At 73.4% G+C, this 25,906-nt stretch carries 22 protein-coding genes; 7 read left to right on the forward strand and 15 right to left on the reverse strand.

The window, feature by feature from the left end:
* Positions 1 to 50 precede the first annotated feature (50 nt).
* The 3 genes from AC0B9F_RS00820 to AC0B9F_RS00830 all read right to left on the reverse strand — a co-directional run bounded on the left by AC0B9F_RS00820 (position 51) and on the right by AC0B9F_RS00830 (position 7,219).
* On the reverse strand, positions 51 to 1,514 hold the full coding sequence (locus tag AC0B9F_RS00820; protein ID WP_471998047.1) for a glutamate synthase subunit beta: 1,464 nt from the start codon (positions 1,512 to 1,514) through the stop codon (positions 51 to 53).
* The gene (gene gltB, locus AC0B9F_RS00825; RefSeq protein ID WP_471998048.1) at positions 1,507 to 6,102 is read right to left on the reverse strand and encodes a glutamate synthase large subunit; all 4,596 of its coding nucleotides are present in this window, start codon (positions 6,100 to 6,102) and stop codon (positions 1,507 to 1,509) included. The genes AC0B9F_RS00820 and gltB overlap by 8 nt, the downstream gene beginning before the upstream one ends.
* Positions 6,103 to 6,487: 385 nt before the next feature.
* Positions 6,488 to 7,219 carry a VIT1/CCC1 transporter family protein gene (locus AC0B9F_RS00830; RefSeq protein ID WP_471998050.1) on the reverse strand — a complete coding sequence of 244 codons (732 nt, stop codon included), beginning with the start codon at positions 7,217 to 7,219 and terminating at the stop codon, positions 6,488 to 6,490.
* A gap of 254 nt (positions 7,220 to 7,473) precedes the next feature.
* Between AC0B9F_RS00830 and AC0B9F_RS00835 the strand changes: the two genes are divergently transcribed.
* From AC0B9F_RS00835 to AC0B9F_RS00860, 6 genes are all read left to right on the forward strand, one after another.
* Positions 7,474 to 8,910, forward strand: a complete 1,437-nt coding sequence (locus tag AC0B9F_RS00835; protein ID WP_471998052.1) for an ADP-ribosylglycohydrolase family protein — start codon at positions 7,474 to 7,476, stop codon at positions 8,908 to 8,910.
* Positions 8,907 to 10,022: an ADP-ribosylglycohydrolase family protein gene (locus AC0B9F_RS00840; RefSeq protein WP_471998053.1), complete on the forward strand. Its 1,116-nt coding sequence runs from the start codon at positions 8,907 to 8,909 to the stop codon at positions 10,020 to 10,022. The genes AC0B9F_RS00835 and AC0B9F_RS00840 overlap by 4 nt, the downstream gene beginning before the upstream one ends.
* An 8-nt stretch (positions 10,023 to 10,030) precedes the next feature.
* Entirely contained in the window at positions 10,031 to 11,209 is a 1,179-nt protein-coding gene (locus AC0B9F_RS00845) for an ADP-ribosylglycohydrolase family protein (RefSeq protein ID WP_471998055.1), read from the forward strand.
* Positions 11,197 to 12,552, forward strand: coding sequence for an ADP-ribosylglycohydrolase family protein (locus tag AC0B9F_RS00850; RefSeq protein ID WP_471998057.1), 1,356 nt, complete (start codon positions 11,197 to 11,199; stop codon positions 12,550 to 12,552). Before AC0B9F_RS00845 ends, AC0B9F_RS00850 begins: the two co-directional genes overlap by 13 nt.
* Before the next feature lie 116 nt (positions 12,553 to 12,668).
* Positions 12,669 to 13,868, forward strand: coding sequence for a CaiB/BaiF CoA transferase family protein (locus AC0B9F_RS00855; protein ID WP_471998972.1), 1,200 nt, complete (start codon positions 12,669 to 12,671; stop codon positions 13,866 to 13,868).
* The gene (locus AC0B9F_RS00860; protein WP_471998058.1) at positions 13,865 to 14,860 is read left to right on the forward strand and encodes an HpcH/HpaI aldolase/citrate lyase family protein; all 996 of its coding nucleotides are present in this window, start codon (positions 13,865 to 13,867) and stop codon (positions 14,858 to 14,860) included. The genes AC0B9F_RS00855 and AC0B9F_RS00860 overlap by 4 nt, the downstream gene beginning before the upstream one ends.
* Before the next feature lie 68 nt (positions 14,861 to 14,928).
* Here AC0B9F_RS00860 and lgt read toward each other — a convergent pair whose 3' ends face one another.
* The 11 genes from lgt to hisI all read right to left on the reverse strand — a co-directional run bounded on the left by lgt (position 14,929) and on the right by hisI (position 23,847).
* A complete protein-coding gene (gene lgt / locus AC0B9F_RS00865) occupies positions 14,929 to 15,963 on the reverse strand; it encodes a prolipoprotein diacylglyceryl transferase (RefSeq protein ID WP_471998060.1) in 1,035 nt (344 codons plus the stop codon).
* Positions 15,964 to 16,065: 102 nt separating this feature from the next.
* Positions 16,066 to 16,842, reverse strand: a complete 777-nt coding sequence (locus AC0B9F_RS00870) for a DsbA family protein (protein ID WP_471998061.1) — start codon at positions 16,840 to 16,842, stop codon at positions 16,066 to 16,068.
* Positions 16,843 to 16,962: 120 nt separating this feature from the next.
* Positions 16,963 to 17,781, reverse strand: coding sequence for a tryptophan synthase subunit alpha (trpA, locus tag AC0B9F_RS00875; RefSeq protein WP_471998063.1), 819 nt, complete (start codon positions 17,779 to 17,781; stop codon positions 16,963 to 16,965).
* A complete protein-coding gene (trpB, locus tag AC0B9F_RS00880) occupies positions 17,778 to 19,061 on the reverse strand; it encodes a tryptophan synthase subunit beta (RefSeq protein ID WP_471998064.1) in 1,284 nt (427 codons plus the stop codon). The genes trpA and trpB overlap by 4 nt, the downstream gene beginning before the upstream one ends.
* 69 nt (positions 19,062 to 19,130) lie before the next feature.
* Positions 19,131 to 19,370, reverse strand: coding sequence for a tryptophan biosynthesis modulator TrpM (gene trpM, locus AC0B9F_RS00885; protein ID WP_471998065.1), 240 nt, complete (start codon positions 19,368 to 19,370; stop codon positions 19,131 to 19,133).
* Positions 19,371 to 19,391: 21 nt separating this feature from the next.
* Positions 19,392 to 20,201, reverse strand: coding sequence for an indole-3-glycerol phosphate synthase TrpC (trpC, locus tag AC0B9F_RS00890; protein ID WP_471998066.1), 810 nt, complete (start codon positions 20,199 to 20,201; stop codon positions 19,392 to 19,394).
* A gap of 139 nt (positions 20,202 to 20,340) precedes the next feature.
* On the reverse strand, positions 20,341 to 20,754 hold the full coding sequence (locus AC0B9F_RS00895) for a DUF2752 domain-containing protein (protein WP_471998067.1): 414 nt from the start codon (positions 20,752 to 20,754) through the stop codon (positions 20,341 to 20,343).
* Positions 20,755 to 20,851: 97 nt separating this feature from the next.
* Positions 20,852 to 21,115 (reverse strand): HGxxPAAW family protein, encoded by a 264-nt coding sequence (locus AC0B9F_RS00900; RefSeq protein WP_471998068.1) that lies wholly within the window; start codon positions 21,113 to 21,115, stop codon positions 20,852 to 20,854.
* A gap of 116 nt (positions 21,116 to 21,231) precedes the next feature.
* On the reverse strand, positions 21,232 to 21,879 hold the full coding sequence (locus AC0B9F_RS00905; RefSeq protein ID WP_471998069.1) for a TIGR02234 family membrane protein: 648 nt from the start codon (positions 21,877 to 21,879) through the stop codon (positions 21,232 to 21,234).
* A 70-nt stretch (positions 21,880 to 21,949) separates the two neighbouring features.
* The gene (locus AC0B9F_RS00910; protein WP_471998070.1) at positions 21,950 to 23,440 is read right to left on the reverse strand and encodes an anthranilate synthase component I; all 1,491 of its coding nucleotides are present in this window, start codon (positions 23,438 to 23,440) and stop codon (positions 21,950 to 21,952) included.
* Positions 23,441 to 23,451: 11 nt separating this feature from the next.
* The gene (hisI, locus tag AC0B9F_RS00915; protein WP_471998071.1) at positions 23,452 to 23,847 is read right to left on the reverse strand and encodes a phosphoribosyl-AMP cyclohydrolase; all 396 of its coding nucleotides are present in this window, start codon (positions 23,845 to 23,847) and stop codon (positions 23,452 to 23,454) included.
* A 70-nt stretch (positions 23,848 to 23,917) separates the two neighbouring features.
* On the opposite strand from hisI, the gene AC0B9F_RS00920 reads away from it, so the two are divergent.
* The gene (locus tag AC0B9F_RS00920) at positions 23,918 to 24,553 is read left to right on the forward strand and encodes a TIGR03085 family metal-binding protein (protein WP_471998072.1); all 636 of its coding nucleotides are present in this window, start codon (positions 23,918 to 23,920) and stop codon (positions 24,551 to 24,553) included.
* 102 nt (positions 24,554 to 24,655) lie between these two features.
* Here AC0B9F_RS00920 and AC0B9F_RS00925 read toward each other — a convergent pair whose 3' ends face one another.
* Complete coding sequence (locus AC0B9F_RS00925; protein ID WP_471998073.1) at positions 24,656 to 25,897, reverse strand: MFS transporter; 1,242 nt, start codon at positions 25,895 to 25,897, stop codon at positions 24,656 to 24,658.
* Between the last annotated feature and the right edge of the window lie 9 nt (positions 25,898 to 25,906).

Raw genomic sequence — 25,906 nt, forward strand, 5'->3', positions numbered from 1 at the left:
AGGCGCCGTCTGTGTTCCGTACGCCGTTGTACGGGACGTATGCGGGGCCGTCAGACCGTCAGGGCGCGGTCGGTCGGCCGGATCGGGGCCGGCAGGTCGCTGGCTCCGGTCAGGTGGCGGTCGACGCCGCGGGCGGCCGAGCGGCCCTCCGCGATCGCCCACACGATCAGGGACTGGCCACGGCCGGCGTCACCGGCGACGAAGACACCGGGGACGTTGGTCTGGAAATCGGCGTCGCGGGCGATGTTACCGCGTTCGTCGAGGTCCAGGCCGAACTGCTCCACCAGGCCGTTGTCCCGGTCGGTGCCGGTGAAGCCCATCGCGAGGGTGACCAGCTGGGCGGGGATCTTGCGCTCGGTGCCCGGCTTGGTGGTCAGCCTGCCGTCGACGAACTCGACCTCGGCCAGGTGCAGCCACTGCACGTTGCCGTCCTCGTCGCCCTCGAAGTGGGTGGTGGAGGCGGAGTAGATCCGCTCGCCGCCCTCCTCGTGGGCCGAGGTGACCTTGTACAGGATCGGGAAGGTCGGCCAGGGCTGGTTCGTCGGGTGCCGCTCCTCGCTGGGGCGGGGCATGATCTCCAGCTGGGTGACGGAGGCGGCGCCCTGGCGGTGGGCGGTGCCCACGCAGTCGGCGCCGGTGTCACCGCCGCCGATGACGACGACGTGCTTGCCCTCGGCGGAGATCGGGGGCGCCACGAAGTCGCCCTCCTGGACCTTGTTCGCCAGGGGCAGGTACTCCATGGCCTGGTAGATGCCCTTGAGCTCACGGCCCGGCACGGGCAGGTCGCGGGCGGTGGTGGCGCCCACGGCGAGCACGACCGCGTCGTACCGCTTCTTCAGGTCCGTGGCCTTCAGGTCGCGGCCGATCTCGATGCCGGTGCGGAAGCGGGTGCCTTCCGCGCGCATCTGCTCGATACGGCGGTTGATGTGCCGCTTCTCCATCTTGAACTCGGGGATGCCGTAGCGGAGGAGGCCTCCGACGCGGTCCGCGCGCTCGTAGACGGCGACCGTGTGGCCGGCCCGGGTGAGCTGCTGGGCGGCGGCCAGGCCCGCGGGGCCCGAGCCGACGACGGCGACGGTCTTGCCGGACAGGCGCTCGGGGATCTGCGGGGCGACGTCCCCGGTCTCCCACGCCTTGTCGATGATCGAGACCTCGACGTTCTTGATGGTGACCGGCGGCTGGTTGATGCCGAGCACGCACGCCGACTCGCAGGGCGCCGGGCACAGGCGACCGGTGAACTCCGGGAAGTTGTTGGTCGCGTGCAGGCGCTCGGAGGCGGCGCCCCAGTCCTCGCGGTAGGCGTAGTCGTTCCACTCGGGGATGAGATTCCCGAGCGGACAGCCGTTGTGGCAGAACGGGATGCCGCAGTCCATGCAGCGGCTGGCCTGCTTGGAGATGATCGGCAGCAGGGAGCCGGGGACGTAGACCTCGTTCCAGTCCCTGACGCGCTCGGGCACCGGGCGGGACTTGGCGACCTCGCGGCCGTGGTTCAAAAAGCCCTTCGGGTCAGCCATTGATCGCCGCCTCCATCATCTTCTCGGTGATCTCGGTCTCGGACAGACCGGCTCGCTCGGCGGCGTCCTTGGCGGCGAGCACTGCCTTGTACGTGCTGGGGATGATCTTGCTGAAGCGCTCGACGGCGGTGTCCCACTCGGCCAGGAGCTTGGCGGCCACGGTGGAGCCGGTCTCCTCCTGGTGGCGGCGCACGACGTCGTGCAGCCACTGCTTGTCCGTCTCGTCCAGCGCCTCCACCGCGTCGAGGTTGCCGACGTTGACGTTGTCGCGGTCCAGGTCGATGACGTACGCGATGCCGCCGGACATGCCGGCCGCGAAGTTGCGGCCCGTCTCACCGAGGACGACCGCGTGACCGCCGGTCATGTACTCGCAGCCGTGGTCGCCCACGCCCTCGGAGACGACCAGCGCACCGGAGTTGCGCACGCAGAAGCGTTCGCCGGTCTTGCCGCGCAGGAACATCTCGCCGCCGGTCGCGCCGTAGCCGATGGTGTTGCCGGCGATGACGCTGTACTCGGCGAGGTGGTCGGCGGCCCGGTCCGGGCGGACGACGATCCGGCCGCCGGACAGGCCCTTGCCGACGTAGTCGTTGGCGTCGCCCTCCAGGCGCAGCGTGACGCCGCGCGGCACGAAGGCGCCGAAGGACTGGCCGGCGGAGCCGGTGAAGGTGATGTCGATGGTGTCGTCGGGCAGGCCCGCACCGCCGAACTTCTTCGTCACCTCGTGGCCGAGCATGGTGCCGACCGTGCGGTTGATGTTGCGGATGGCGACCTGGGCGCGGACCGGCTGTGCGTCCGTCGCGCTCCCGGCGGCCAGCGCGTCGGCGGCCAGCTTGATCAGCTCGTTGTCGAGGGCCTTCTCCAGGCCGTGGTCCTGGGCGATGACCTGGTGGCGGACCGCGCCCTCGGGCAGCTCGGGCACGTGGAAGAGCGGGTTCAGGTCCAGGCCCTGAGCCTTCCAGTGGTCGACCGCGCGCTCGACGTCCAGCACCTCGGCGTGGCCGACGGCCTCCTCGATGGAGCGGAAGCCCAGCTCGGCCAGCAGCTCGCGGACCTCCTGCGCGATGAACCGGAAGAAGTTCACCACGTACTCGGCCTTGCCGGCGAAGCGGTCGCGCAGCACCGGGTTCTGGGTGGCGATGCCGACCGGGCAGGTGTCCAGGTGGCACACGCGCATCATCACGCAACCGGAGACGACCAGCGGAGCGGTCGCGAAACCGAACTCCTCGGCGCCCAGCAGCGCGGCGATGACCACGTCACGGCCGGTCTTGAGCTGGCCGTCGGTCTGCACGACGATCCGGTCGCGCAGGCCGTTGAGCAGCAGGGTCTGCTGGGTCTCGGCGAGACCGAGCTCCCAGGGACCGCCCGCGTGCTTGAGCGAGGTGAGCGGGGAGGCGCCCGTGCCGCCGTCGTGGCCGGAGATGAGGACGACGTCCGCGTGCGCCTTGGACACACCGGCCGCGACCGTGCCGACGCCGACCTCGGAGACCAGCTTCACGTGGATCCGCGCCTGCGGGTTCGCGTTCTTCAGGTCGTGGATGAGCTGGGCGAGGTCTTCGATGGAGTAGATGTCGTGGTGCGGCGGCGGGGAGATCAGGCCGACACCCGGCGTGGAGTGACGGGTCTTCGCGACCCACGGGTAGACCTTGTGGCCGGGCAGCTGGCCGCCCTCGCCGGGCTTGGCGCCCTGGGCCATCTTGATCTGGATGTCGTCCGCGTTGACCAGGTACTCGGAGGTCACGCCGAAGCGGCCGGAGGCCACCTGCTTGATCGCCGAGCGGCGCGCCGGGTCGTACAGGCGCTCCGGGTCCTCGCCGCCCTCACCGGTGTTGGACTTGCCGCCCAGCTGGTTCATGGCGATGGCGAGGGTCTCGTGCGCCTCCTGCGAGATGGAGCCGTACGACATCGCGCCGGTGGAGAAGCGCTTGACGATCTCCGAGACCGGCTCGACCTCGTCGACCGGGATCGGTCCGCGGCCGGACTTGAAGCCGAACAGGCCGCGCAGCGTCATCAGGCGCTCGGACTGCTCGTTCACGCGGTCCGTGTACTTCTTGAAGATGTCGTAGCGGCCGCTGCGCGTGGAGTGCTGGAGGCGGAAGACCGTCTCCGGGTCGAACAGGTGCGGCTCGCCCTCGCGGCGCCACTGGTACTCGCCGCCGATGTCCAGCGCGCGGTGCGCCGGGGCGATGCCGGAGGCCGGGTAGGCCTTGGCGTGGCGGGCGGCGACCTCCTTGGCGACGACGTCGATGCCGACGCCGCCGATCTTGGTGGTGGTGCCGCTGAAGTACTTGGTGACGAACTCCTCGTCCAGGCCGACGGCCTCGAAGACCTGGGCGCCGCGGTAGGAGGCGACGGTGGAGATGCCCATCTTCGACATGACCTTCAGCACGCCCTTGCCGAGGGCGTAGATCAGGTTCTTGATGGCCTTCTCGGGCTCCAGGCCGTTCAGGAAGGTCCCCGCGCGCAGCAGGTCCTCCACCGACTCCATCGCCAGGTACGGGTTGACGGCGGCGGCGCCGTAGCCGATCAGCAGGGCGACGTGGTGGACCTCGCGGACGTCGCCGGCCTCGACCAGCAGGCCCACCTGGGTGCGCTGCTTGGTGCGGATGAGGTGGTGGTGGACGGCCGCGGTGAGCAGCAGCGACGGGATCGGCGCGTGCTCGGCGTCGGAGTGGCGGTCGGAGAGGACGATCAGGCGGGCGCCGTTGTCTATGGCGGCGTCGGCCTCGGCGCAGATCTCCTCGATGCGGGCCGCGAGGGCCTCGCCGCCGCCGTGCACCCGGTACAGGCCGGACAGGGTCGCGGCCTTGAAGCCGGGCATGTCGCCGTCGGCGTTGATGTGGATGAGCTTGGCCAGCTCGTCGTTGTCGATCACCGGGAAGGGCAGGGTGACCGAGCGGCACGAGGCGGACGTCGGCTCCAGCAGGTTGCCCTCCGGGCCCAGCGAGGAGCGCAGCGAGGTGACGAGCTCCTCGCGGATCGCGTCCAGCGGCGGGTTGGTGACCTGCGCGAACAGCTGGGTGAAGTAGTCGAAGAGCAGGCGCGGGCGCTCGGAGAGGGCCGCGATCGGGCTGTCGGTGCCCATGGAGCCGATCGGCTCGGCGCCGGCGCGGGCCATCGGGGCGAGGATGACGCGCAGCTCCTCCTCGGTGTACCCGAAGGTCTGCTGGCGGCGGGTGACCGAGGCGTGGGTGTGGACGATGTGCTCGCGCTCGGGCAGGTCGCCCAGCTCGATCTCGCCGGCCTCCAGCCATTCGGCGTAGGGGGCCGCGGCGGCGAGCTGCGACTTGATCTCGTCGTCCTCGATGATGCGGTGCTCGGCGGTGTCGACGAGGAACATCCGGCCGGGCTGCAGACGGCCCTTGCGGACGACCTTCGCGGGGTCGATGTCGAGGACGCCGACCTCGGAGCCGAGGACGACGAGGCCGTCGTCGGTGACCCAGTAGCGGCCGGGGCGCAGACCGTTGCGGTCGAGCACGGCGCCGACCTGGGTGCCGTCGGTGAAGGTGACGCAGGCGGGGCCGTCCCAGGGCTCCATCATCGTGGAGTGGAACTGGTAGAAGGCACGCCGGGCCGGGTCCATGGAGTCGTGGTTCTCCCACGCCTCCGGGATCATCATCAGCACGGAGTGCGGCAGCGAACGGCCGCCCAGGTGCAGCAGCTCCAGCACCTCGTCGAAGGACGCGGAGTCGGAGGCGTCGGGCGTGCACAGGGGGAAGATCCGCTCGATCTTCTCCTGCGGCCCGAACAGGTCGGAGACCAGCTGCGACTCGCGGGCGGTCATCCAGTTGCGGTTGCCCTTGACGGTGTTGATCTCACCGTTGTGCGCGACGAAGCGGTAGGGGTGCGCGAGCGGCCACGACGGGAAGGTGTTCGTGGAGAACCGGGAGTGCACGAGCGCGATCGCGGAGGCGAAGCGGCGGTCGGAGAGGTCCGGGAAGAAGGGCTCGAGCTGGCCGGTGGTCAGCATGCCCTTGTAGACGATGGTCCGCGCGGACAGCGACGGGAAGTAGACGCCCGCCTCGCGCTCGGCGCGCTTGCGCAGCACGAACGCCTTGCGGTCCAGGGCGATGCCGGTGCTGGCGCCCTCGGAGACGAAGAGCTGGCGGAAGACCGGCATGGTGGAGCGGGCGGTGGCGCCCAGCAGCTCCGGGGCGACGGGGACCTCGCGCCAGCCGAGGACGGTCAGGCCTTCGTCGGCGGCGATCGTCTCGATCTGTGAGACGGCGTCGGCGGCGCCGTCCTCCGGCAGGAAGGCGATGCCGACGGCGTAGGCGCCGGCCTCGGGCAGCTCGAATCCGGCCACCTCGCGGAAGAACGCGTCGGGGACCTGGGAGAGGATGCCCGCGCCGTCGCCCGAGTCGGGCTCGGAGCCGGTGGCACCGCGGTGCTCCAGGTTGCGCAGGACCGTCAGGGCCTGTTCGACCAGCGTGTGGGACGCCTCGCCGGTAAGGGTGGCGACGAAGCCGACGCCGCAGGCGTCGCGCTCGTTGCGGGGGTCGTACATACCCTGGGCAGCAGGGCGAGCATCCATGAAGGACCACTTCTGGCCATTCGCGGAATGCTGGGACGGCTGGCGCGGCGTACGCATCGGCTCTCCCGTCGTCGTCAAGTGGCATGTGCAGGTGCCGAGGGACGACGTTGGCCCTCTGCGTGATCGCAAAATTTCGTGCAGGTTACATGATGGAGCGGTTCTCGGGAACCGGATACTCCGTTCCATCATGCGGACGCCGCGGGGTGCGCGGGTGGGGGTGAAGCGACCCCGGACGGGAAGTGATGGGGGGTCCGGCGCGGGCAGATCGATGCCTGCCGGACCGAGACCGGGACGGGCGTCGTCGCACACCCCGGTGGGGGTACCGCGAGCTACCGCGAGCCTCATTGCCCGCAGCGCTTACGGCTCATGCCCCGCCGTCATGCAGCTGAAACCAGCGGGTAATGGAGAACTTATGCGCCCCTTCGCATAAGTACCAGCCGCGTCATCCTACGGCCGTTCCGAACAGGCTGCCCAGGGCGTACGTCACACCGGCCGCGGCACCACCCAGGACAAGCTGGCGCAAACCGCTGTACCACCAGCTGCGCGCGGTCACCTTGGCGACCACCGCGCCGCAGGCGAACAGCCCGAACAGCGCGAGCAGCAGGGAAGGCCACAGCACGGTCGCGCCGAGCAGATAAGGCAGCACGGGCAGCAGGGCGCCGAGCGCGAAGGAACCGAACGACGACACGGCCGCGACCAGCGGCGACGGCAGATCGCCCGGGTCGATGCCCAGCTCCTCGCGGGCGTGTATCTCCAGCGCCTGCTCGGGGTCCTGCGACAGCTGCCGGGCGACCTCACGGGCCAGCTCGGGCTCCACGCCCCGCGCCGCGTACAGGGCGGCGAGCTCCGCCTCCTCGTCCGCGGGGTGCTTGCGCAGTTCGCGCCGCTCCACGTCCAGTTCGGCCTCGACCAGCTCGCGCTGGGAGGCGACCGAGGTGTACTCGCCGGCCGCCATCGAGAAGGCGCCGGCGGCCAGGCCCGCGAGCCCGGTCAGCACGATCGTGTGCTGGCCGACGGATCCGCCCGCGACACCGGTCATCAGGGCGAGGTTGGAGACCAGGCCGTCCATCGCGCCGAAGACGGCGGGGCGCAGCCACCCTCCGTTGACATCACGGTGGGTGTGGTTGTCGCGGTGCGCCTCGTGCAGCGCCGCCCGGGTGTCGATGATGGCCATTGCGGTCCCCCAAGAAAGCTAAGGCAAAGCTAAGTCTGGACAGATTCCAAGTTCTGACAACGCCAAATCTAGCTCGGTGCTTCCTTCGCCGCCAGCAAGGAAAGGCTGCGCTAACCTGCGGCTTTACCCGCTCACCGGGGGACGGCCGACCGGGTGACACCGGGCCGGGACGCGCGAGGCGGGTCGGCCGCCGTGGCACACCTGGCGCAAAGGGCTGCACGCCCTCGACGGGACTCCCCGGAGGTGACGCCGCCATGGCCTCGATCCGTGAGCGGGCCCGCGGCGCCCTGCTCGGCCTCGCCGTCGGAGACGCCCTCGGGGCGCCCGCGGAGAACCTCAAGCCCTCCGAGATCCGCGCCCGCTGGGGCCGTATCACCGGATTCGTCGCCGCCGAGCCCGCCGGCACCGACGACACCGAGTACACGATCTTCTCCGGGCTGCTGCTCGCCCGGCACGGCTCGGCGCTGACCCCGGCCGACGTCGAGGCGGCCTGGCACGAGTGGATCGCCGACCGCGCCGAGGGCCCCTTCCGCGGCGCGGGCTTCAGCGAGCGCGGCACGCTGGAGAACCTGCGCCGGGGCCTGGCCGCGCCCATCTCCGCCCAGCACCGGCACGCCTGGAGCGACGGGCTCGCCATGCGCGCCGCGGTGTCCGGGGTGCACGCCGCGGGCCGCCCGGCGGAGGCGGCACGGCTCGCCGCGATCGACGGCTCGGTCAGCCATGAGGGCGAGGGCATCTACGGCGGCCAGGCGGTCGCGGCCGGGGTCGCGGCGGCGATGGGCGGCGCCGCGCCGGAGGCGGTCGTCGCGGCCGCGCTCACCGTCGTACCGGACGACTCCTGGACGGCCCGCTCCCTGCGGCGCGCGGTCATCGCCGCCCACCGCGGCGAACGCGCGGTGCGCACCGCCGTCGTCATCGGCGGCTACCCCTGGACCGACCTCGCCCCCGAGGCGGTCGCCCTCGCCTTCGGCGCCTACGCGGCGGCCGACGGCGACTTCCGCGACGCGGTGCTCACGGCCGTCAACATGGGCCGCGACGCGGACACGACGGCCGCGGTGGCGGGCGCCCTGGCGGGCGCGACGCAGGGGGTGGCGGCGATCCCGGCCGACTGGGCGGCGGCGATCGGCCCGGCCCGGGGCAGCTGCCTGCCGGCGATGAAGGGACGGCACGTACTGGAGGTGGCGGACCTGCTGGTGAGCGGCGCGAGCGGGGGCGACGAGGCAACCCACGGGGCCCGGGCCCGGGCCGACGGCGAGACCGGCGCGTGGGCGGCGCGGATCGTGGCGCCCGGCGGCGGGGTGCCGAGCGGAGTGACGCCGAGCGGCGGGGTTCCCATCGGCGTGGTGCCCGGCGGCGGGGTGCCCGACTTCGTGCCGGACGAGGTGCGGGAAGAGGTCAGGAACGAGGTACGGGAAGGGGGGCGGGGCGAGGCACCGGAAAAGGCGCGGGACGACGTGGGGGACGAGGCACCGGAAGAGGCGCGGGACGACGTGGGGGGCGAGGTACCGGAAGAGGCGCGGGACGACGTGGGGGGCGAGGTGCGGGAAGAGGTGCCGGGCTCCCCCGCGTCCGGCCCTCCCCCGGCCGAGCCGGCCGGCGGGTGGGCGGCGCCGTCCCGGGGTTCCCGGGCGCTGAACCCTCTCGTACCGGCAGTGGATCCCGGTGAGCCCGACGACGAGGTGAAGCCGTGACCCGCCGTATCGAAGGGCTGCTCCTCGGGCTCGCCGCCGGCGACGCGGCCGGATGGCCCGCCGCGCGGCACCGCGCCGCGCGGATGCCGGAGTGGACCCGTCGGCTCACCCGCGAGCTGGACACCTTCGCCGAGCAGAACGCCACGACCACCCTCCCCGTCCCCATCGCCCTCAACCAGCCCCCGGAACCGCTGCGGCTCGGCCCCTCCGACGACGCCGAGTGGGCGGCGTTCGCCGCCGAGGCGGTGCTGCGGGCCGGGGACGACCACGCCCTTGGCGACCTCAGCCGGGAGCGCCGGGTGCGCACCGCCCTCGACCTCACCTGGACCGCCGTGGCCGCCGAGGTCGCCGCCGCGGCGGAGCGGGCCGCAGAGATCGAGTCCGCCGTCCTGCCCCTGCGCGCCCGCATCTCCGTGCGCGCCGGCCTCGGCAATCTCGCCGCCGGTCTGCGCCCGCCCGCCACCGGCCACGACAACCCGCACTACTTCGACGACGCCGCCTGCGTGCGCGCCTGCGTCCTGGCCGCCGCGCACGTCGGCGACCCCCGGGCCGCCGCCGGCCTCGCCGAGTTCGACGCCCGCTACACCCAGGACGGCGACGGCGTGCACGGCGCCCGGGCGATGGCGGCGGCCCTGGCGCTCGCCCTCTCCGGCGCCGACACCGGCACCTGTGTGACCGCGGCCCTCGGTGAACTCCCGCCCGACACCGAGATCGGCCGCAACGCCCGGCACGCCCTGCACCTCGCCCACGACGCCGGCAGCGCCTTCGCCCTGGTCCCGCCGCTGGAGCACCAGATCGTCGACCACGTCTACAGCTACGGCATCGCCGCCGCCGAGACCGTGCCGGTCGCCCTCGCCCTGGCCACCGCGGCCGACGGCCGTATCGCCGCCGCCGTACCCGCCGCCGCGTGCCTGTCCCGGGTCGCCGACTCCGCCCCGGCCCTCACCGGCGCCCTGACCGGCGCGCTCGGCGGGGCGGACGCGATCCCCGAGACCTGGCGTGCCGCCTGCCGCACCCTCACCGGCTGCGCCCTGCCCCGGCTGACCGGCACCGACCTGGTGGAACTCGCCGAGCTGCTGGAAGCCGCGCAACCGGCCCTGCCAGGAGGATGATTCGGCCCATGACGCCCAAAGGAGAAGAAACCCCCGGGGCGGCGACGCTGGCGGACCGGATCACCGGCGCCCTCGTCGGCGCCGCGGTCGGCGACGCACTCGGCGGCCCGGTCGAGGGCTACTCCCCCGACCAGATCACCGAACGCCACGGCGGCCGCGTCCACGGCATCGTCGGCCCCTGGCACGGTGACGACTGGCGCACCGCCCGCCCCCTCGCGCCGTACCACAAGGGCGACGGGCACGTCACCGACGACACCCTGATGACCCACGCCCTGGTCCGGGTCTACGGCACGGTCCGCGACCACCTCGACGCCTACGCGGTCGCCGGCCACCTGGTCCCGGACCTGATGACCACCCCGCGCTGGATCCCGGAGCTGGAGGCGGAGGCGCTGCCGCTGCAGCGGATCTTCCTGGCGGAGAAGTGGCTGGTCGCCCGCCTGCACTACGGTCATGTCGACCCCCGCGAGGCCGGCGTCGGCAACCTCGTCAACTGCGGCGCCGCGATGTACATGGCCCCGGTCGGCCTGGTCAACGCGGCCAATCCGGCGGGCGCGTACGCCGAGGCGCTGGACGTGGCGGGCGCCCACCAGTCGTCGTACGGCCGGGAGGCGGCCGGTGTCCTCGCCGCGGCCGTGGCGGCGGCCTGTACGCCGGGCGCGACACCGGAGTCGGTGGTGCGCGCGTGCCTGGGCCTGGCCAAGGACGGCACCCGGGCGGCGATCGAGGCGGTGTGCGAAGTCGCCGCCCGGTACACGGACTTCGAGTCGGCGCTCGCCCCGCTGCGGGCGGCGGTCGCCCCGTTCGACACCGTGGGCCCCGACTACCGCTCCCCTTCGCTCGGCGCCCGCCGCCCCTCCCGGCTGCACGCGATCGAGGAACTGCCCGTCGCGCTCGGGATGGTGCTGGTGGCACGCGGCGACTACCGGCACGCCGTGCTCGGCGCGGTGAACTACGGCCGCGACTGCGACTCCATCGCGACGATGGCGGGCGCCCTGGCCGGCGCCCTCGGCTCCCCGGTCCCGGACGACTGGGCGAAGACGGTCGCCGAGGCCAGCCGTCTCGACCTGTGGGAGCCGGCCCGCACCCTCACCGGGGTCGCCCGGGAGGTCTTCCGGCGGGACGTGGAGCGCCGGCGCGTCCACGAGGAGGCGTTCGCGCGACTGGGAGGCGCCGGATGCGGCGACTGACCTGGGTCCAGCCGGAGGATCTGATCGGCCACGAGCTGCGCCAGGCGGCCCTGGACGGCCGCGAGCCGAAGGCGATCGCGGCGCGCTGGCGGGCGGCCGGCGGCCCGGACGCCCCCGAGCGGGCCGGGGCCTCCGAGCGGCGCGCCTCCCGCTATCTGCGGCAGCTCGCCGAGGACCTGCTGGACGAACTCGCCGATCTGCCCAGCCGGCTGGACGAGCCGACCGATCTGGAGCGGATCAAACGGCTCTGCCCCCACTGGCCCGCCCCCGCACCCCGTACGCCCGTCGCGCCGGAACGTCTGGAGGCGGCCTGGGTCGGCCGGGCCGCCGGCTGCCTGCTCGGCAAGCCCGTCGAGAAGCTCCCCCTCGACGGCATCCGCGCCCTCGCCCAGGCGGTCGGCAACTGGCCGCTGAGCACCTGGTTCACCGCCCGCGGCGTGCCCGCCGAGCTGCTCGCGGCCCACCCGTGGAACCGGCGGTCGGCCGCCACCTCCCTCGCCGAGTCCATCGAGGGCATGCCCGAGGACGACGACCTCAACTACCCGCTGCTGAACCTGCTGTTGCTCCAGCTTCACGGCCGCGCCTTCACCACCGCCGACGTCGCCGGCCTGTGGCTCGACGAGCTGCCGCCCGGCCGGGTCTTCACCGCCGAGCGCATCGCCCTGCGCAACCTGCTGCTCGGCCTCGAACCCCCGCAGACCGCCCGCCACCGCAACCCCTTCCGCGAATGGATCGGCGCCGTGATCCGCGCCGACATGCACGGCTGGACCAACCCCGGCGACCCGGCCGGCGCCGCCGAGCAGGCCCACCGCGACGCCACCCTCACGCATACCGCGAACGGCGTGTACGCGGCGATGTTCACCGCGGCCACCCTCGCCGCGGCCGCGTCCGGCACGAAGGACGTGCACGCCTGCCTGCGCACCGGCCTGACGGTGGTCCCGCCCGGCTCCCGGCTGGCGCAGGCGGTCCGGCACGCGGTCCGACTCGCCCACGAGCACGCCGACTTCGACACCGTCGTCGACCGTCTCCACGCCCGCTATGCCCTCACGCATCACTGGGTGCACGCGCTGCCCAACACCGCGCTGACGGCCGCCGCCCTCACCCATGCCGACGGGGACTTCGCGGGGTCCATCTGCCGTGCGGTGTCGGGCGGCTGGGACACCGACTCCAACGGCGCGACGGCCGGCAGCGTCGCCGGACTGCTCGCCGGTTCCCCCGCCGCGCTGCCCGACCGCTGGACGGCCCCGCTGAAGAACCGGCTCGCCACCTGTGTCGGCGGCTTCGACGGCACCGGCTTCGACGCCCTGGCCCACCTCACGCACCGGGAGGCAACCCGGCCATGACCCACGCACCGGGAGGCACCCCGGCCATGACCGACGTACCCGGAGGCATCCCATCCGTGAGCGACGCACCCGGAGGCATCCCGCCCGTGACCGACGTACCCGGAGGCAACGCGCCCATGACCGACGCGGCCGACGCCCCGCTCACCGGCCTGCGGGTGCTGGACCTCGCCACGCTCTTCGCCGGGCCCCTCGCGGCCACCCTCCTGGGCGACTTCGGCGCGGAGGTGATCAAGGTCGAGCACCCGGCGAAACCCGACCCGTCCCGCGGTCACGGCCCCGCGAAGGACGGCATCGGCCTGTGGTGGAAGGTGCTCGGCCGCAACAAGCGCACCCTCACCCTCGACCTGTCCACCCCGGGCGGCCGCACCACCCTGCTGCGGCTGGCCGCCGGCGCCGACGTCATCGTGGAGAACTTCCGCCCCGGCACCCTGGAGAAGTGGGACCTCGGCTGGGAGGAGCTGTCCGCCGCCAACCCGCGGCTGGTCCTCGCCCGGGTCACCGCCTTCGGCCAGTTCGGCCCCTACGCCCACCGGCCCGGCTTCGGCACGCTCGCCGAGGCGATGAGCGGCTTCGCCGCGATCACCGGCGAACCGGGCACCCCGCCCACGCTGCCGCCGTTCGGCCTCGCCGACTCCATCGCCGGGCTCGCCACCGCCTACGCGGTGATGTCCGCGCTGACCGCCCGGGAACGCACCGGCGCCGGACAGGTCGTCGACATGGCGATCATCGAGCCGATCCTGACCGTCCTCGGCCCCCACCCGACCTGGTACGACCAGCTCGGATACGTCCAGGAACGCACCGGAAACCGCTCCGCCAACAACGCCCCGCGCAACACCTACCGCACCGCCGACGGCGGCTGGGTGGCCGTCTCCACCTCCGCCCAGTCGGTCGCGGAGCGGGTGATGGAGCTGGTGGGCCGCCCCGAGCTGACCGCCGAGCCGTGGTTCGCCACCGGCGACGGCCGCGCCAGCCACGCCGACCTGCTCGACGAGGCCGTCGGCCGCTGGATCGCCGCCCGCCCCCGCGAGGAGGTCCTCGCCGCCTTCGAGAAGGCGGAGGCGGCGATCGCGCCGGTGCAGGACGTACGGGAGGTGATGACCGACCCGCAGTACCAGGCGCTCTCCTCGATCATCACCGTCGAGGACCCGGAGCTGGGCCCGCTGCGCATGCAGAACGTGCTGTTCCGGCTGTCCGCCACGCCCGGCGCGATCCGCTGGGCCGGCCGCCCGCACGGCGCCGACACCGACGCCGTCCTCACCGAGCTGGGGCTGACCGCGGCCGAGGTGGCCGCGCTGCGCGCGGAGGGCGCCGTATGACGAGCCCGCCACGCACCCCGTCCACCGCTGCCACGCCGACCGCGTCTTCCTCACCGGCCGCTTCTCGCTCCACCTCTTCGCCGCCGGCCGCTTCCCGCTCCACCTCTTCCCCGTCGGCCGCTTCCCCCTCCGCCGCTTCCCCACCGGCCGCTTCCTCGCGCGCCGCTTTCCCGCTCACCTGGCTGTACGCCCCTGGCGACCGGCCGCATGTCGTCGCCAAGGCGCTCGGCTGCGGGGCCGATGTGGTGGTCGTCGATCTGGAGGACGCCGTCGCCCCCGACCGCAAGGAGTACGCCCGCGCCGCCACCGCCGACCTCCTCGCCCGCCCGCACCAGGTGCCGGTGCACGTGCGGATCAACGCCCTGGACGGCCCGCTCGCGGAGGCCGACCTGAGGGCCCTCGCCCACCTGCCGGGCGTGGCGGGGCTGCGGCTGCCGAAGGTCGCCGGGCCCGAGCAGATCGTCCGGGTCGCCGAACGCACCGTGGCCGCGGACGGCGGGGCCTTGCCGCTGTACGCCCTTCTGGAGTCGGCGCTCGGCATCGAGCTCGCCCATGCCATCGCGACCGCTCACCGTGCCGTGCGCGGCATCGCGCTGGGCGAGGCCGATCTGCGGGGCGATCTGGGAGTCCGGGACGACGCCGGGCTGGACTGGCCGCGCTCCCGGGTGGTCGTCGCCGCTCGGGCGGCCGGGCTGCCGCCACCGGCCCAGTCCGTCCACCCCGACATCCGCGACCTGGACGGCCTCGCCGCGAGCTGCGCCCACGGCCGCGGCCTCGGCTTCCTCGGGCGCGCCGCGATCCACCCGCGCCAGCTCCCGGTGATCGAACGGGCCTATCTGCCGACCCCGGCGGAGATCGACGACGCGGAGGCGGTGATCCAGGCGGCGGCCGCGCACCAGGGCGCCCAGGCCCTGCCCGACGGCCGTTTCATCGACGCGGCGGCGGTGACGGCAGCCCACCGCACGCTGTCGCTGGCCGCGCGGCGCCACTGACGGCAGCGGATGAACGGCGAAGGGCGCCCGGAACACCGGACGCCCTCATCGCCGTACGACGCGACGGATCACGACTTCTTGGTCGCGGTCCCCGCCTCGTCCTTCGCCTCGTCGGCCACCGGAGACTCCTCCTCGGCGCCGGCCCCGGACTCGGCCGCGATCTCCGACCCGGTCTCGGACTTGGTCTCGGACTCGGCCTTCGTCCCGGTCGCGGAGTTGGTCGCGGGGACAACAGCGCCGTCCGCCTCGGCCTCGGCGTCTGCCTCGGCCGCACCGCCGGAGGCGTCCGTCTGCGGTTCCACGACCGCCTCACGGCCCGGCCGCTTCTTCGCCGACAGCACGATGTAGACCACCGCGAGCAGGAAGACGAACAGCGCGGTCCAGTTGTTCAGGCGCAGGCCGAAGATGTGGTGCGCGTCGTCCACGCGCAAGTACTCGGTCCAGAACCGGCCGACGCAGTACGCGGCGACGTACAGCGCGAACGCCCGGCCGTGCCCCAGCTTGAAGCGGCGGTCGGCCCAGATGACCAGCAGCGCGACGCCGATGCACCACAGCGACTCGTAGAGGAACGTCGGGTGGTAGGTGCCGGGCACCCGCCCGTCCGCCGAGGAGGTGATCTTCAGCGCCCAGGGCAGGTCGGTCGGCTTGCCGTACAGCTCCTGGTTGAACCAGTTGCCCCAGCGGCCGATCGCCTGGGCCAGGGCGATGCCGGGGGCGACGGCGTCGGCGTACGCCGGCATCGGGATGCCCCGGCGGCGGCAGCCGATCCACGCGCCCAGCGCGCCCAGGGCGATCGCGCCCCAGATGCCGAGGCCGCCCTCCCAGACCTTGAAGGCGTCCACCCAGTCACGGCCCGGGCTGAAGTACAGCTCGTAGTCCGTGATCACGTGGTAGAGGCGTCCGCCGACCAGGCCGAACGGCACCGCCCACACCGCGATGTCGGCGACCGTGCCGGCCCGCCCGCCCCGGGCGATCCAGCGCTTGTTGCCGAGCCAGACGGCAACGAAGACGCCGATGATGATGCAGAAGGCGTAGCCGCGCAGCGGAATGGGCCCGAGGTAGACAACCCCGTGCGACGGGCTGGGAATGAAGGCAAGTTCCATGGCAAGGTCGACGCTACCGTGCCGGACCCGGGCGACGGCAAGCCGCCTGGCTACGGGTCCATAACGGGGACGTGAGAAAACGCCGTGAGACGCCGCCCGGCCTCACCCCTTCGCGGCCTGCTGCACCAGCTGCTTCAGCTTCGCCGGGGTCATCGTCTGGTCCTGGTAGATGTTCTTTCCGTTGAGCAGCACGGTCGGCGTGCCCTGGAAGCCGGCCTTCTGGAACGCCTGGTGGGACTTGGCCACCCAGCTGTTGTGCTTGCCGTCCTGCACGCAGGAGCGGAAGGCGGGCGTGTCGAGCCCGGGGACCTTGCCGGCCAGCTCGATCAGCTTGCTGTCGCTCGCGAAGGCGTCGTCGGTCTCCTTCGGCTGGTTCTCGTACAGCACGTCGTGGTAGGCGGTGAACTTCCCCGCGTCCTGCGCGCAGGCCGCGGCGTTCGCCGCGTGCCGGGAGCCGCTGCCGCCGAGGTTGCCGTCGATGAGGGTGACCAGGTGGTACTCGCCTCTGAGCAGGCCGGCGCCGGTGAGCTCGTGGATCGTGGGGCGGTACGCCGCCTCGAAGGCCTGGCAGGCCGGGCAGCGGAAGTCCTCCCAGACGACGAGCGTGGACTTGGCGCTGTCCTTGCCGACCGGGATGGCCAGGGCGTCCTTGCCCTGCGCGCCCGAGGGCGCGACCACCGGGCCCGCGCTGCTGGAGCCCTTGTCCTTGCCCGAGTTGGCGGCGACCACGCCGATCACGGCCGCGAGGCCGAGGACGCACACCACGCTCGCCCCGACGATCAGGGCCCGCCGGCGTTTCTCGGCGGTCTTCTGCTTCTCGCGCTCCACCGCCAGCCGCTCCCTGGCGGTGCGCTTTCCGTCACGGTTCTTCTCGCTCACACCCCCAGAACGAACCGGGGAGGCGCATTGCGCCTCCCCGGTCCCAGGTCCACCCGTTCGAGTGACCGCTACGAAATGTCCCTGTCTGTTACGCCTGCGAGTACGCCTGCGGGCTGATGCCTACGCCTGTCCGCGCACGCCCTGCGCGAGCTCCCCGGCGAGGGCGCGCACCGCCTCCAGGCCGGCCGCCTCGTCCGGCGCGTCCAGCATCCGCTTGACGAAGGCCGAGCCGACGATCACGCCGTCGGCGAAGCCGGCGACCTCGGCGGCCTGGGCGCGGTTGGAGACGCCGAGGCCGACGCAGACGGGCAGGCCGCTGCCGGTGGCGCGGGTGCGCGCGACCAGGTCCTGGGCCTGCGCGCCGACCGACTCGCGGGTGCCGGTGACGCCCATGAGGGAGGCGGCGTAGACGAAGCCGCTGCCCGCCGCGGTGATCTCCCCGAGCCGCGCGTCCTTGCTGCTGGGCGCGACGACGAAGACGGTCGCGAGCCCGTGCTTGTCGGCGTGCTCACGCCACAGCGACGACTCCTGCACCGGCAGGTCGGGCAGGATGCAGCCCGCGCCGCCCGCCTCGGCCAGCTCGGCGGTGAACCGCTCGACGCCGTAGCGGTCGATGGGGTTCCAGTACGTCATGACCAGGACGGGCTTGCCGGTCGCGTCGTGGGCTTCGCGCACCGTGCGCATCACGTCGGCGATCTTCACGCCGCCGCGCAGGGCGATGTCGTCGGCGGTCTGGATGACCGGGCCGTCGAGGACGGGGTCGCTGTGCGGCAGGCCCACCTCGACGACGTCGGCGCCGCCGTCGAAGACGGCCTTGATCGCCTCGATGCCGCCGTCCACCGTCGGGAAGCCGGCCGGCAGGTAGGCGATGAGCGCGGAGCGGCCCTCCGCCCTGGCGGCGGCGAGGGTGTCGCGCAGCAGCTGAATGTTCCCGCTCACTTGGCGTCCCCCTCGATCTCCGCCGTGTCGGCCTGGTTCGCCGCCACCTCCGCGTCGGTGTCGTACAGCCCGAAGTAGCGGGCGGCGGTGTCCATGTCCTTGTCGCCGCGGCCGGACAGGTTGACCACGATCAGCGCGTCCTTGCCCAGCTCACGGCCGACCTCCAGGGCGCCGGCGAGGGCGTGGGCGCTCTCGATGGCCGGGATGATGCCCTCGGTCCTCGACAGCAGGCGCAGCGCCTGCATGGCGGCGTCGTCCGTGACCGCGCGGTACTCGCCGCGGCCGGAGTCCTTGAGGTAGGAGTGCTCGGGGCCGATGCCGGGATAGTCCAGACCGGCCGAGATGGAGTACGGCTCGGTGATCTGGCCCTCCTCGTCCTGCAGGACGTAGGAGCGCGAACCGTGCAGGATGCCCGGCTCGCCCGCGGTCAGCGTGGCCGCGTGCTCACCGGTCTCTACGCCGTGGCCGGCGGGTTCGCAGCCGATGAGGCGGACGCCCTCGTCGGGGATGAAGGCGTGGAAGAGGCCGATGGCGTTGGAGCCGCCGCCGACGCAGGCGATCGCGGCGTCGGGCAGGCGGCCGGCCCGCTCCAGGAGCTGGCGGCGGGTCTCGACGCCGATGACGCGGTGGAAGTCGCGGACCATCGCCGGGAAGGGGTGCGGACCGGCGACCGTGCCGAAGAGGTAGTGGGTGCGGTCGACGTTGGCGACCCAGTCGCGGAACGCCTCGTTGATGGCGTCCTTCAGCGTGCGGCTGCCGGACTTCACCGCCACGACCTCGGCGCCGAGCATGCGCATGCGGGCGACGTTGAGGGCCTGGCGACGGGTGTCGATCTCACCCATGTAGATCGTGCACTCGAGGCCGAACAGCGCGCAGGCGGTGGCCGTGGCGACACCGTGCTGGCCGGCGCCGGTCTCGGCGATCACGCGGGTCTTGCCCATGCGCTTGGTGAGCAGGGCCTGGCCGAGCACGTTGTTGATCTTGTGCGAGCCGGTGTGGTTGAGGTCCTCGCGCTTGAGGAACACCCGGGCGCCGCCGGCGTGTTCGGCGAAGCGGGGCACCTCGGTGAGCGCCGACGGGCGGCCGGTGTAGTTCACCAGCAGGTCGTCGAGCTCACGCGCGAACTCGGGGTCGTTCTTGGCCTTGTCGTACTCGACGGCCACCTCGTCCACGGCGGCGACGAGGGCCTCCGGGATGAACTTGCCGCCGAATGCTCCGAAGTAGCCTGCGGAGTCGGGGACCTGACCCTGCGGGTCGGGGATGAAGAAATCGCTGGGCATGCGTGTACCTCACGGTGAGTGCGTGGAAAAAACACTATTCGCCGTGGGGGCGGAGCTTGTCGTTCGACCTCAGGCCGTGTGTGCCTGGCCGCGCTCGCGCGGCGGTCGCCGCAGATCGAACAGAGCCCCGCGCCCCTGAGGGGCGCGCTGCCATCGGCGTCCGTTCACTTGTCCCGGTTCGTCTCCGATGACGTAGCGGACCCTGCGGCCGTGTACCCGGCGGGCGGGCGCGCGGCAGCCACGCGGGCGGCAACCGCGCGCGAGGCGCGCGTACCGGTCCGTCGTGGTCGCAGGGGTCGTCGCAGTCATCGGGGAAACCCTACCGGCGTCTCAGCCCCGGCCGTGGCGCAGTGCCGGGTGCTCGCCCGCGGCGACGAGGTCGGCGACCGCGGCCTTGGGGTCCTTGCCGGTGACCAGGGACTCGCCCACGAGGACGGCGTCGGCGCCGGCGTTGGCGTAGGCGATCAGGTCGTGCGGGCCGCGGACGCCGGACTCGGCGACCTTGACCAGGTGGTCGGGGATCTCCGGGGCGAGCCGCTCGAACGTGCCGCGGTCGACCTCCAGCGTCCTGAGGTTGCGCGCGTTGACACCGATGATCTTGGCGCCGGCGTCCACGGCCCGCTCGACCTCGTCCTCGTCGTGCACCTCGACCAGCGGGGTGAGGCCGATGGAGACGGCGCGCTCGATCAGCGACTCCAGGGCCGGCTGCTCCAGGGCGGCGACGATCAGCAGGGCGAGGTCGGCGCCGTAGGCCCGGGCCTCCCAGAGCTGGTACGACGTGACGATGAAGTCCTTGCGCAGGACCGGGATGTCCACGCGGGCGCGGACGGCCTCCAGGTCGTCCAGCGAGCCGCCGAAGCGGCGCTCCTCGGTGAGGACGGAGATGACGGCCGCGCCGCCCGCCTCGTAGTCCGCGGCCAGCCCGGCCGGGTCGGCGATCGCGGCCAGCGCGCCCTTGGAGGGGCTGGAGCGCTTGACCTCGCAGATCACCTTGACGCCGTCGCCCTTGAGCGCGGCCACCCCGTCCTTGGCCGCGGGGGCCTTCGCCGCGCGCTCCTTGAGCTCGTCGAGGCTGACGCGCGCCTGCCGCTCCGCGAGGTCGGCACGGACTCCGTCGATGATCTCGTCGAGCACACTCACGCGAGCGGCCCCCTTCCAGACGGTTGACAGTTCCAGCGACCAGGGGGGAACCATTGGTCACTGCGATGGTATCCGCCCGAAGGCCATGACTTCGCATCCGGTGGATGCCGGTCCCACCACCTGGACATTCGACGGCCGGTCAAGGATGGAGCCAACCGCCGGACGGCAGGTTCCGGACAACCGTGAAGACCAGCAGCAGCCCGCCCAGCGTCCACAGCTGGACGGGCCGGGGGTCGGGCCGGAAAGGCCGTCCGCGCACCGCGTGAACCACCCAGACGGTCCACAGCACCGCGAAACCCAGATAGCCCACCACGGCGGCCGCGTTGTCGTGCAGCGCCCCCATGAGGTCGCCGTGCACGACGGCGTGCGCACTGCGCAGCCCGCCGCAGCCGGGGCAGTAGACGCCGGTGAGGCGCAGCAGGGGACACACGGGGTAGTGGCCGGGCTCGTTGGGGTCGACGGCGCCGACATAGGCGAAGGCGCCCGCTACGGCGGCGAGGACGGCGGCGGGCGCCGCCAGCCGCTCCTGGAGTCCGTGTCTCACGTCTCGCATTGTGCGCCCAGTTGGCCGGGGACGCCGTGAGGGGCGCCGCGGCACGTGTGTGTGCCGCGGCGCCCCTCACGGCGTCGTCCGGGGTCGTCCGAGGGCTTTAGCCCTTGGCGACGGCCGCCTCGCGGTTGGCGGTGGGCTGGTCGGCCATCACCAGCGGCTCGGAGGCGGACTTCGGGGCACCCATGCCCATTGCGCGCATGATGCCGCCGACGACACCGCCGAGCACGATGACGCCCATGCTGACCCAGAAGCCGACCGGCTGGGCCGCCACCACGAAGGCGCCGGCGGCGCAGAAACCGATGAAGGCGATGATGACACCGGTCCAGGCGGCCGGGGTGTGTCCGTGGCTGCTGCCCGCCATTGCTAGCTCCTCGTTGCCGTGTACGTGTCGTACGTGTCCGTGACGGACGTTGTGTTCGGCTCCATTGTCCCGTACGCGCGCGTGCGCCGTGCGCCGGGGTGGGCCGTCGGAGCGGGTCAGGCCGGGCCGGTGCCCGTCGGGTCCTCGCCGCGGTCCAGAGCCTTCCACAGGTCCTCGGGACGGTCGGGGTCGACGGCCGGCGCGGCGCGGCGCGGGCGGGGGGCGCCGGAGCGCTCGTAGCGGCCGGACATCGCGGGCCACAGCGTGCCGTAGCGCAGGGCGAGCAGACCGGCCAGCAGGATCAGCGCGCCGCCGGCGGCGGCGACGTAGGGCCAGGCCGTGTGGGTGAGGGCGGCGACGGTGGCGGAGGTGTCGCCGGAGGCCGCGGCGGCCTTGTCGTCGAGGGCGGCGCTGTCGTTGGCTCCGATCAGGGCGGCGGCGACGGTCCCGGCGCCGGACAGGGCGAGGACGGCGGCCACCAGCAGCCGGCCGGCCCGGCGTACGGCGAAGACGGCGACGAGCGCGGCCAGGCCCACTATGGCGAGCGCCGCGGGCACGCCGGTGACGTCGCTGCCCTTCGCGGTGAGCGGGAAGGCGCCGCCGGCCACCGTCGCGGTGCCGTCGGCCCAGCGCTGCCGGGTGGCCAGCAGTGCGACGGCCGCGCCGAGCGCTCCGCACAGCAGGGCGAGGGCGAGGCTGCGGCGGCCCGACCGGGCGGGGGCGGCTTCGGTACGGGGGTGAGGTACGGCAGTCACGTACTCCACTATCGCCCGGACCCCGGGTGAACCGTCACCCGGGGTCCCGTGAGAAGCGCCCCACGGCGCCGGCCGGCGCCTACTCGCCGAGCCGGTTGGCGGTGTGCACGGCGCGCAGGACGGCGGCCGCCTTGTTGCGGCACTCGGTGTCCTCGGCGACCGGGTCGGAGTCGGCGACGACGCCGGCGCCGGCCTGGACGTAGGCGGTGCCGTCGCGCAGCAGGGCGGTGCGGATCGCGATGGCGGTGTCGGAGTCGCCGGCGAAGTCCAGGTAGCCGACACAGCCGCCGTACAGTCCGCGCCGGGACGGCTCCAGCTCGTCGATGATCTGCATGGCCCGCGGCTTCGGGGCGCCGGAGAGGGTGCCGGCCGGGAAGCAGGCGGTGAGCACGTCGAAGGCGGTGCGGGCGGGGGCGACGCGGCCGGTGACGGTGGAGACGATGTGCATCACGTGCGAGTACCGCTCGATGGACATGAAGTCGACGACCTCCACCGAGCCGGGCTCGCAGACCCGGCCCAGGTCGTTGCGGCCGAGGTCGACGAGCATGAGGTGCTCGGCGCGCTCCTTGGGGTCGGCGAGCAGCTCGTCGGCGAGGGCCTGGTCCTCCTGCGGGGTGGCGCCGCGGTGCCGGGTGCCGGCGATGGGGTGGACCATGGCCCGCCCGTCCTCGACCTTGACCAGGGCTTCGGGCGAGGAGCCGACGACGTCGAACCCGTCGAAGCGGAACAGGTACATGTACGGCGAGGGGTTGGTGGCCCGCAGCACCCGGTACACGTCCAGCGCGCTCGCCGTGCACGGCGTCTCGAACCGCTGCGAGGGCACGACCTGGAACGCCTCGCCGGCCCGGATGCGCTCCTTGACGTCCTCCACGGCGGCCTGGAAGTCCTCGCCGCCCCAGCGGGCGGTGTACTCGGGCAGCTCGGAGGGCGGCAGGACCGCGGGCGGCTGGGCGACGGCGCGGGAGAGGTCGGCCTCCATGGCGTCGAGGCGGGCGACCGCGTCGGCGTGGGCCTCCTCCACGCCGGTCTGGAGGTCGTTGTGGTTGATCGCGTTGGCGATCAGCAGGACCGAGCCCTCCCAGTGGTCCATGACGGCCAGGTCGCTGGTGAGGAGCATGGTCAGCTCGGGCAGCTTCAGCTCGTCGTGCTCGCCGGGGCCGATCTTCTCCAGGCGGCGGACGATGTCGTAGCCGAGGTAGCCGACCATGCCGCCGGTGAAGGGCGGCAGGTGCAGGTCGTGGGCGAGGTCGCGCGGGGTGTGCAGCGCCTCGAGGGTGGCGCGCAGCGCGGCCAGCGGGTCGCCGTCGGTGGGGACGCCGACGGGCGGGGTGCCCAGCCAGTGCGCCTGCCCGTCGCGGGCGGTGAGGGTGGCGGCGCTGCGCACGCCCACGAAGGAGTAGCGGGACCAGGAGCGGCCGTTCTCCGCGGACTCCAGCAGGAAGGTGCCCGGGCGCTCGGCGGCGAGCTTGCGGTAGAGGGCGACCGGCGTGTCGCCGTCGGCGAGGAGCTTGCGGGTGACCGGGATGACCCGGCGGTCGGTGGCCAGCTTGCGGAACGTCTCGAGGTCCATGGCGGCCGACCCTACTGATCCGAGCCCGGTACGCCGGAATCGGCGTCCTTGAGCAGCACGTCGACGTCGAAGCAGGTGCGCGCGCCGGTGTGGCAGGCGGCGCCGACCTGGTCGACCTTGACCAGCACGGTGTCGGCGTCGCAGTCCAGGGCGACGGACTTCACCCACTGGAAGTGCCCGGAGGTGTCGCCCTTGACCCAGTACTCCTGGCGGCTGCGGGACCAGTAGGTGCAGCGGCCGGTGGTGAGCGTGCGGTGCAGGGCCTCGTCGTCCATCCAGCCGAGCATGAGCACCTCCCCGGTGTCGTACTGCTGGGCGATCGCGGGCAGGAGGCCGTCGGGGCTGCGCTTGAGCCGCGCGGCGATCTCCGGGTCGAGGCTGCTGGGCCGGGGTGTGCTGCTGGTCATGGGTGCCATTGTGCCGCCCGGGGGTGACAACGCCCGTGCCGTGTCCACGGGCTGGTCGTAGGCTGACGGCATGTCGACCTTCGCCAAGCGTGAACGACTCCTGCTCGCCGATCTGCTGGAGACCGCCGGACCCGACGCCCCGACCTTGTGCGAGGGCTGGCAGACGCGTGATCTCGCCGCCCATGTGGTGGTGCGCGAGCGCCGCCCGGACGCCGCCGGGGGCATCCTGATCAAGCCGCTGGCGTCCCGCCTGGAGAAGGTGATGGAGGAGTTCACGGGCAGGCCGTACGACGAGCTGATCCGCCTGATCCGCACCGGCCCGCCGCGGTTCTCACCGTTCCAGCTCAAGCAGCTCGACGAGGCGTCCAACACGGTCGAGTTCTACGTCCACGCCGAGGACGTCCGCCGCGCCCAGCCGGACTGGTCGACGCGCGAGCTGGACCCGGTGTTCCAGGACGCCCTGTGGTCCCGGCTGGAGCGCACGGCCCGGCTGATGGGCCGCGGCGCCCCGACGGGGCTGGTGCTGCGCCGCCCGGACGGCCAGACGGCGGTCGCCCACCGCGGCGCGCCGGTGGTCACGGTGACGGGCGAGCCGTCGGAGCTGCTGCTGTTCCTGTACGGCCGGCAGAGCGCGGCGAAGGTGGTGCTGGACGGCGAGGAGGACGCGATCACCAAGCTGCACGAGGCGAAGGAGCTGGGCATCTAGCCCTGTCGTTTGGAGCACGCCGGCGTCGCGGGGTCAGGTGCGGTGCCTTTGGCCGGCCCGGTCTCGGCCGGCCCGGGCGCCTTCGTGCGCCCGGACCTCGCGCTACGGCAGTTCGGCGCGGCGCAGGTCGCGGGCGCCCAGGACGACGATGCCGGCGAGGGCGCTGACGCCCGCGCACACCGCGAACACCGGGCCGGTGCCCCACAGGGTCACGGCCCCGCCGACCAGCGGGAAGGTGAGGGGTGCGACGCCGAAGCCCACCAGGGTGGAGACGGACATGACCCGGCCGAGGTAGGCGGCGCCGGCCCGGACCTGGACGAGTGCTCCGCACAGGGCGCCGGACAGTCCGGCGGTCACGCCGATGAGCGCGGCCACGCCGGCCGCGGCGGCGACGGACGGGACCTGGGCGAGCGCGGCGATGGCGAGGGCCGCCACCAGGTTGGTCACCGCGGCCACCACCGCGGCGTGGGGTATCCGGCCGCGCCAGGTGAGCAGCAGCGCGGACCCTGCCGCGCCGGTGCCGAAGCCGGCGAGCACCCAGCCCATGCCCGCGGAGCCCCAGCCGCGCTGCTGGGCGAGGACGGTCAGGCCGAGGTTCATCGGGCCGACGAAGCCGAGGTCGCTGAGGGCGGCGGCGAGGACCAGCGGGCGCAGCACCGCGTCCTGCCGGATGTGCCGCAGCCCGTCCCGCAGTTCGGCGAGCACGGGCCGCCGGTCCTGGCGTTCGTCCGGCGGCAGCGCACCGACCCGCACGCCCAGCAGCAGCGGCAGGGACACCCCGACGAGCAGCGCGGCCAGGCCGAAGGCGCCGGCGGTGCCGCCGACGGCGACGCCGAGGCCGCCGAGCGGTCCGCCGAGGACGTTGGCGAGCCGGGTGGCCATGCCCCGCATGCCCTGGACGCGGGTGAGCTGGTCGCGGGGGGTGATCCGCGCGGGCAGCGCGCCGGCCGCGGGCAGGAAGACGGCGTCGACGATGCCGAAGAGCGCGGCGACCGCGCCGAGCGCCCACAGTCCCGGGCTGGTGACGAGCAGCAGGGCGGCGGCGGTGAGGACGAGGGCGCTGCGGGCGGCGGAGGAGCCGAGGACGACCCGGCGCGGACCGTAGCGGTCGGCCACCACTCCCCCGCCGAGCATCAGCAGGGCGCGCGGCACGGCGCCGGCCGCGGTGACGAGCCCGGCCTGGGCGGGGGTGCCGTGCTGGACGGCCGCCCAGGACAGGGCGATGTAGTAGACGTTGTCGCCGACCGCGGAGGAGGCGTAGGCGCCGAGCCAGCGCAGCACGTTGGGGTCGCGGTGGGCGGGTCTGCCGACCGGGCGGGCGGGTGACGCGAGGGCGCTGGTCACGCGGACCGT

The organism is Streptomyces sp. NPDC097129 (genome assembly GCF_055668065.1).

Coding starts and splice junctions, on each gene's coding strand:
- AC0B9F_RS00820 (WP_471998047.1), bottom strand. CDS start 1,514: ATGGCTGACCCGAAGGGCTTTTTGAACCACGGCCGCGAGGTCGCCAAG.
- gltB (WP_471998048.1), bottom strand. CDS start 6,102: ATGCGTACGCCGCGCCAGCCGTCCCAGCATTCCGCGAATGGCCAGAAG.
- AC0B9F_RS00830 (WP_471998050.1), bottom strand. CDS start 7,219: ATGGCCATCATCGACACCCGGGCGGCGCTGCACGAGGCGCACCGCGAC.
- AC0B9F_RS00835 (WP_471998052.1), top strand. CDS start 7,474: ATGGCCTCGATCCGTGAGCGGGCCCGCGGCGCCCTGCTCGGCCTCGCC.
- AC0B9F_RS00845 (WP_471998055.1), top strand. CDS start 10,031: ATGACGCCCAAAGGAGAAGAAACCCCCGGGGCGGCGACGCTGGCGGAC.
- AC0B9F_RS00850 (WP_471998057.1), top strand. CDS start 11,197: ATGCGGCGACTGACCTGGGTCCAGCCGGAGGATCTGATCGGCCACGAG.
- AC0B9F_RS00855 (WP_471998972.1), top strand. CDS start 12,669: ATGACCGACGCGGCCGACGCCCCGCTCACCGGCCTGCGGGTGCTGGAC.
- AC0B9F_RS00860 (WP_471998058.1), top strand. CDS start 13,865: ATGACGAGCCCGCCACGCACCCCGTCCACCGCTGCCACGCCGACCGCG.
- lgt (WP_471998060.1), bottom strand. CDS start 15,963: ATGGAACTTGCCTTCATTCCCAGCCCGTCGCACGGGGTTGTCTACCTC.
- trpB (WP_471998064.1), bottom strand. CDS start 19,061: ATGCCCAGCGATTTCTTCATCCCCGACCCGCAGGGTCAGGTCCCCGAC.
- trpM (WP_471998065.1), bottom strand. CDS start 19,370: ATGACTGCGACGACCCCTGCGACCACGACGGACCGGTACGCGCGCCTC.
- AC0B9F_RS00895 (WP_471998067.1), bottom strand. CDS start 20,754: ATGCGAGACGTGAGACACGGACTCCAGGAGCGGCTGGCGGCGCCCGCC.
- AC0B9F_RS00900 (WP_471998068.1), bottom strand. CDS start 21,115: ATGGCGGGCAGCAGCCACGGACACACCCCGGCCGCCTGGACCGGTGTC.
- AC0B9F_RS00910 (WP_471998070.1), bottom strand. CDS start 23,440: ATGGACCTCGAGACGTTCCGCAAGCTGGCCACCGACCGCCGGGTCATC.
- hisI (WP_471998071.1), bottom strand. CDS start 23,847: ATGACCAGCAGCACACCCCGGCCCAGCAGCCTCGACCCGGAGATCGCC.
- AC0B9F_RS00920 (WP_471998072.1), top strand. CDS start 23,918: ATGTCGACCTTCGCCAAGCGTGAACGACTCCTGCTCGCCGATCTGCTG.